Origin of the sequence: Prosthecobacter sp., from assembly GCF_044373815.1 — a bacterium.
Classification (GTDB): domain Bacteria; phylum Verrucomicrobiota; class Verrucomicrobiia; order Verrucomicrobiales; family Verrucomicrobiaceae; genus Prosthecobacter.
Window position 1 is genome coordinate 1 of record NZ_JBIPNG010000560.1, and the last position, 3896, is coordinate 3896.

The 3896-nt window shown below is 60.1% G+C and carries 3 protein-coding genes; 2 read left to right on the plus strand and 1 reads right to left on the minus strand.

Features of this window, described 5'->3' with window-relative positions:
• Together ACIREA_RS28155 and ACIREA_RS28160 are read left to right on the plus strand one after the other, a co-directional pair.
• On the plus strand, positions 1 to 633 hold a 633-nt coding region (locus ACIREA_RS28155), incomplete at its 5' end, for a hypothetical protein (protein ID WP_397385643.1).
• 68 nt (positions 634 to 701) lie between these two features.
• Positions 702 to 2231 (plus strand): DUF1549 domain-containing protein, encoded by a 1530-nt coding sequence (locus ACIREA_RS28160; RefSeq protein ID WP_397385644.1) that lies wholly within the window; start codon positions 702 to 704, stop codon positions 2229 to 2231.
• Between the two features lie 10 nt (positions 2232 to 2241).
• Here the strand turns inward: ACIREA_RS28160 and ACIREA_RS28165 are convergent.
• A partial coding sequence (locus ACIREA_RS28165) for a M28 family peptidase (RefSeq protein ID WP_397385645.1) occupies positions 2242 to 3896 on the minus strand: 1655 nt, incomplete at its 5' end.

Genomic DNA, 3896 nt, shown 5'->3' on the forward strand with positions numbered 1-3896 from the left:
CCGCCGTGGCATGGCTATCATGGAGAAAGCACTCCCGATCACTATCACCGGAGCTGCTTTGATGGATCGCCGCGCGGAGCGGCCACGTGGATGGGACTGCAGCTCAATTCTGCGAGCGATTTCACCCAATCGACCAAGCTGCTTACGGAAGAGTTTCTGAGGTGTGGCGGCCGCCTTGCAGAATTTCAGCGCATCTTGGCGCGCACCGAGGCATACAGGCGCTCCGGCATCGACTACAACTCGAACTGGAGAGAGTGCTACCTGGCACCGGCACCGCAGATCCGCAGACTGCCTTCCGAAGTGATCTGGAAAACACTCACGGCTGAAGATGACAGCCAGCTACCGCAGGTGCCGGAACGTGAGCACCCGCTGCACATGCTGGGCCGTGGCACGCGCGAATACACAGATGAAAGCCGGACACCGCTCTCGCATGAACTCGTGCGCTTCATGATGAACGACCGCTTCGTCGCCCAGAAGGCTGCCAAGGCAGGGCCCGCAGAGGAAATGTTTCTGGAATTGCTGGGCCGTGAACCCACTGAACGCGAACGAACGGCCATCGTTCGCAATGGATCTTCCAACGAGGACGTGGCCTGGTCACTGCTGAACACCAACGAGTTCATGTTTCGCCCGTGAGTGACTTTGCTGGCAAAAGGCATTCAAAGAACCTCTAAGAAGATGACTTGTGAGCCGTTGCTGCCAGCATGAAACGCCAACTGCTCTTTTGCCTGCCGCTCTTGTTGGGCTCCTCATTGCTCGCCGACATTGTTCCCGAGACTGCGGCGGCTTACATCGATACCGCGCTGGAGCGTGAGTATGCGGCGGCACTGAGTCGGTACGACAAACGTCCACTCTCACTAGTTCTGCCCCCAGAGGCGGATGACGCCACCTTTCTGCGTCGGGCCTGCGTTGATCTGGCAGGAAGACTGCCCAGGCCCGAAGAGGTGAAAACCTTCCTCACGAGTGCATCCCCAAACAAACGCGCCGTGCTCACGGATGCCCTGGTGAAGGAACCCGCAGCCGCTGAAACCCGCTTTCGCATGCTGGCGGAAACGTTTCGTGTGAAAGACGATGAAGCCGTGATCGCCTGGCTGCGACAGGCCGCGCTGGATGACCGGCCCTACGATCAAATCATCACCTACATGGTCGGCGAGGGCCACATGAGCCGACGTGACAAAGGCAATGCGTACCGTACCGCCGTGGAAACCGCCTTTGCCGTGGTGGGGGAGGACATGCACTGCTCGCAGTGCCATGACAACGCTTACAACGATCATGTGCAGATGGAAGCCCTTCAGTTTGCGGCCTGTTTTACTGCCAATGATGAAGTCGACAACATCCGGCTGCCTTCGACTTACTGGTATCGCGATGGAAAACCGGGAGAGCGCGTAAAGCCGAAACTGCTGCGCTTGTCTCGAGAGGTCCCTCCTCCTGTCAAGCCAGGCAAAGACCAGCGCATTTTCGTTGCCCAATGGCTGACCAAGGAAAGCAGTCGTCGCTTTGCCTTCGTGGAGGCCCTGCGGGTCTGGAGCGGCCTCTTTGGCATGCCCGGACAAAATGTGGACCATACCGTCGGCGGCAGTGATCCGGCCCCAAGCTGGGAAGAGGTCCATGAGAATTCAGACATCCCTGTGACTTTCCGGAAATGCTACGGTGCCCAGCATCCCAACAGGATCGCGTGGATCGGTCTGGAGCCATCCTCACTGAAGGCACAAAATGTGGAGGTCGCGCTCGCGGAGGTCTTCCGTCACTGTGGCTACCGCATTGGCGTATTTCAGCGCATCCTGGCTCGCACCCGTGCCTACGGACGCATGGGTGTGGATCCTGATCGCAGCGGTTACATGGCTCCCGCGCCTCACATCCGCCGCCTGCCTGCTGAAGTGATCTGGGATACGATGTCAGCAGAAAAAAGCGCTCAACTGCCGCAGGTGCCGCCGCAGGAGCATCCCCTGCGCATGCTGGGCCGTGGCACACGAGAGTGGTCTGACGAAAGCATCACTCCGATCTCGCATGCACTCGCCCGCTTCATGATGAACAGCGCGGACGTGGAACTCGCGGTAGCACCCGGGCCGGCAGATCGTTCCACTGAGGACCTGTTCCTCTCGATCCTCGGGAGGTATCCCAATGGCCTCGAAAAAGCCATCGCCCAACAGCACCGGAATGAGGCGCCGCTGACTGCGGACGCGGACATCGCGTGGGCGCTGCTGAACACGAGGGAATTCATGTTCAGGCCGTGAGCGGAGCCCGTCAATCGCGCGAGCCGGGGGTGATCTTCATCTGCACTTCTTTGCCTTCGCGCTGGACGCTGATGGTTGTCTCCTTGCCGATCTTGAGATCTCCCATGACGTAGGTGTAGTCGTAGATGTTCGTGATGTCCTTGCCACCGAGTTTGATGATGATGTCACCGGCTTTGACGCCGGCTTTGGCGGCGGGGCCGATGGGGGAGACGCCGCTGAGTTTGACGCCTTTGATGTCGCCCTGGGCGTAGTCGGGGATGGTGCCGAGGTAGGCGCGGAGGCCGGTGCGAGCTCCCTGATTTTTTGGGGCCTCCATGGCGATGTAGTCGGGTGCTGGATCGGTGGTGGCGATGCCACGGGCGATGAGGCCCATGAGCTTGGCGATCTTGGCGGCGTTGACGTAGTCGATCTTGTCTGCGGTATCGCTGGGCATGTGGTAGTCGGCATGGGAGCCGGTGAAGGCGTTCAGGGAGGGGATGCCTTTCAGATAAAACGCAGTGCTGTCGGTGGGGAGGTGGGCGTCGTTCTGCGTGGTGATGGGCAGACCGATGGGTGCGTTGCGCTTTTCGATTTCCTTGGCCCAAATGGAGCTGCTGCCCAGTCCCTGCATAACGAGCGTCTTTTGGAAGCGGCCAATCATGTCCATGTTCAGGCAGGCGGCGAACATGCCGGTGAGTTTCGCGTTGGGATCGCCCTTGATCATCTTGGCGTAGACCTCGACGAAGTGATTGCTGCCGAGCAGGCCGAGTTCTTCACCGCTCCAAGCGGCGAAGATGATGTCGCGCTTGAGGGTGAGCTTGCCCTGCTTTTTCAAGTCGGCGAGCCACTGGGCAATTTCGAGAACGGCGGAGGTGCCGGAGGCGTTGTCGTCAGCACCATGATGGATCTTGTTCACTTCATCGCCCTTGGCACGCGAATTGGAGCCGCCGCTGCTGCCGAGGTGATCCACATGCGCGCAGACGATGAGTGGCGCGACGTGGGGATCGGGCTTGTCGCCGTAGGACAGCACGCCGAGAACGTTGCGGCCTTTTTTCTTCTCCTGCTGGATGACGATGTTTGCGGCGAGCGTGAGCCCTTTGCAATCGATGCCGCCCATGAGGTCGCCGTTGTCGAGCTTGTCTTGGAGTTCCTTGAGGTTCTTGCCGGCGCTGGCGAGGAGCTTGTCGCCCACGGCATCGGTGATGCTGATGGCGGCGATGCCGCTGGTGGCGAGGGAGGCGTCAAACGTGAGCGGTGAGAGCTGCTGTACCACTTTGGAATTGGGGCCGCTGACGACGATGAGACCGCGTGCGCCTTTCTGGCGAGCGGTGAGCGCCTTGTAGCGCAGGCTGGCGTAGCGGCTGAGATCGTTGCGGCGCTCCTGCGTGATGCCTTCAGGCAGGTAGCGGAAGACGAGGACCCATTTGTCCTTCACGTCCAGGTGGGCGTAGCTGCTGTAGGTTTCGATCTTCTTGCCGTCGGTGCCAGTGGCCTCGTCTGGGGTTTCGATGCCGTAACCGGCGAACACGATGCCTGCGGCTTTGACTTCGCCGTTCTGAGAGAAGGAGAGAGGTTTCCAGTCCACATCGACCTTCCATTCGCTGCCCTTGAGCTTCAGTTCGTTGCCCTCACCGAGGGCGACGCCGGCGGTGAAGTCGAAGTTGTCGAAGTAGGTGTCGTCATCGC

Coding starts and splice junctions, on each gene's coding strand:
- ACIREA_RS28160 (WP_397385644.1), top strand. CDS start 702: ATGAAACGCCAACTGCTCTTTTGCCTGCCGCTCTTGTTGGGCTCCTCA.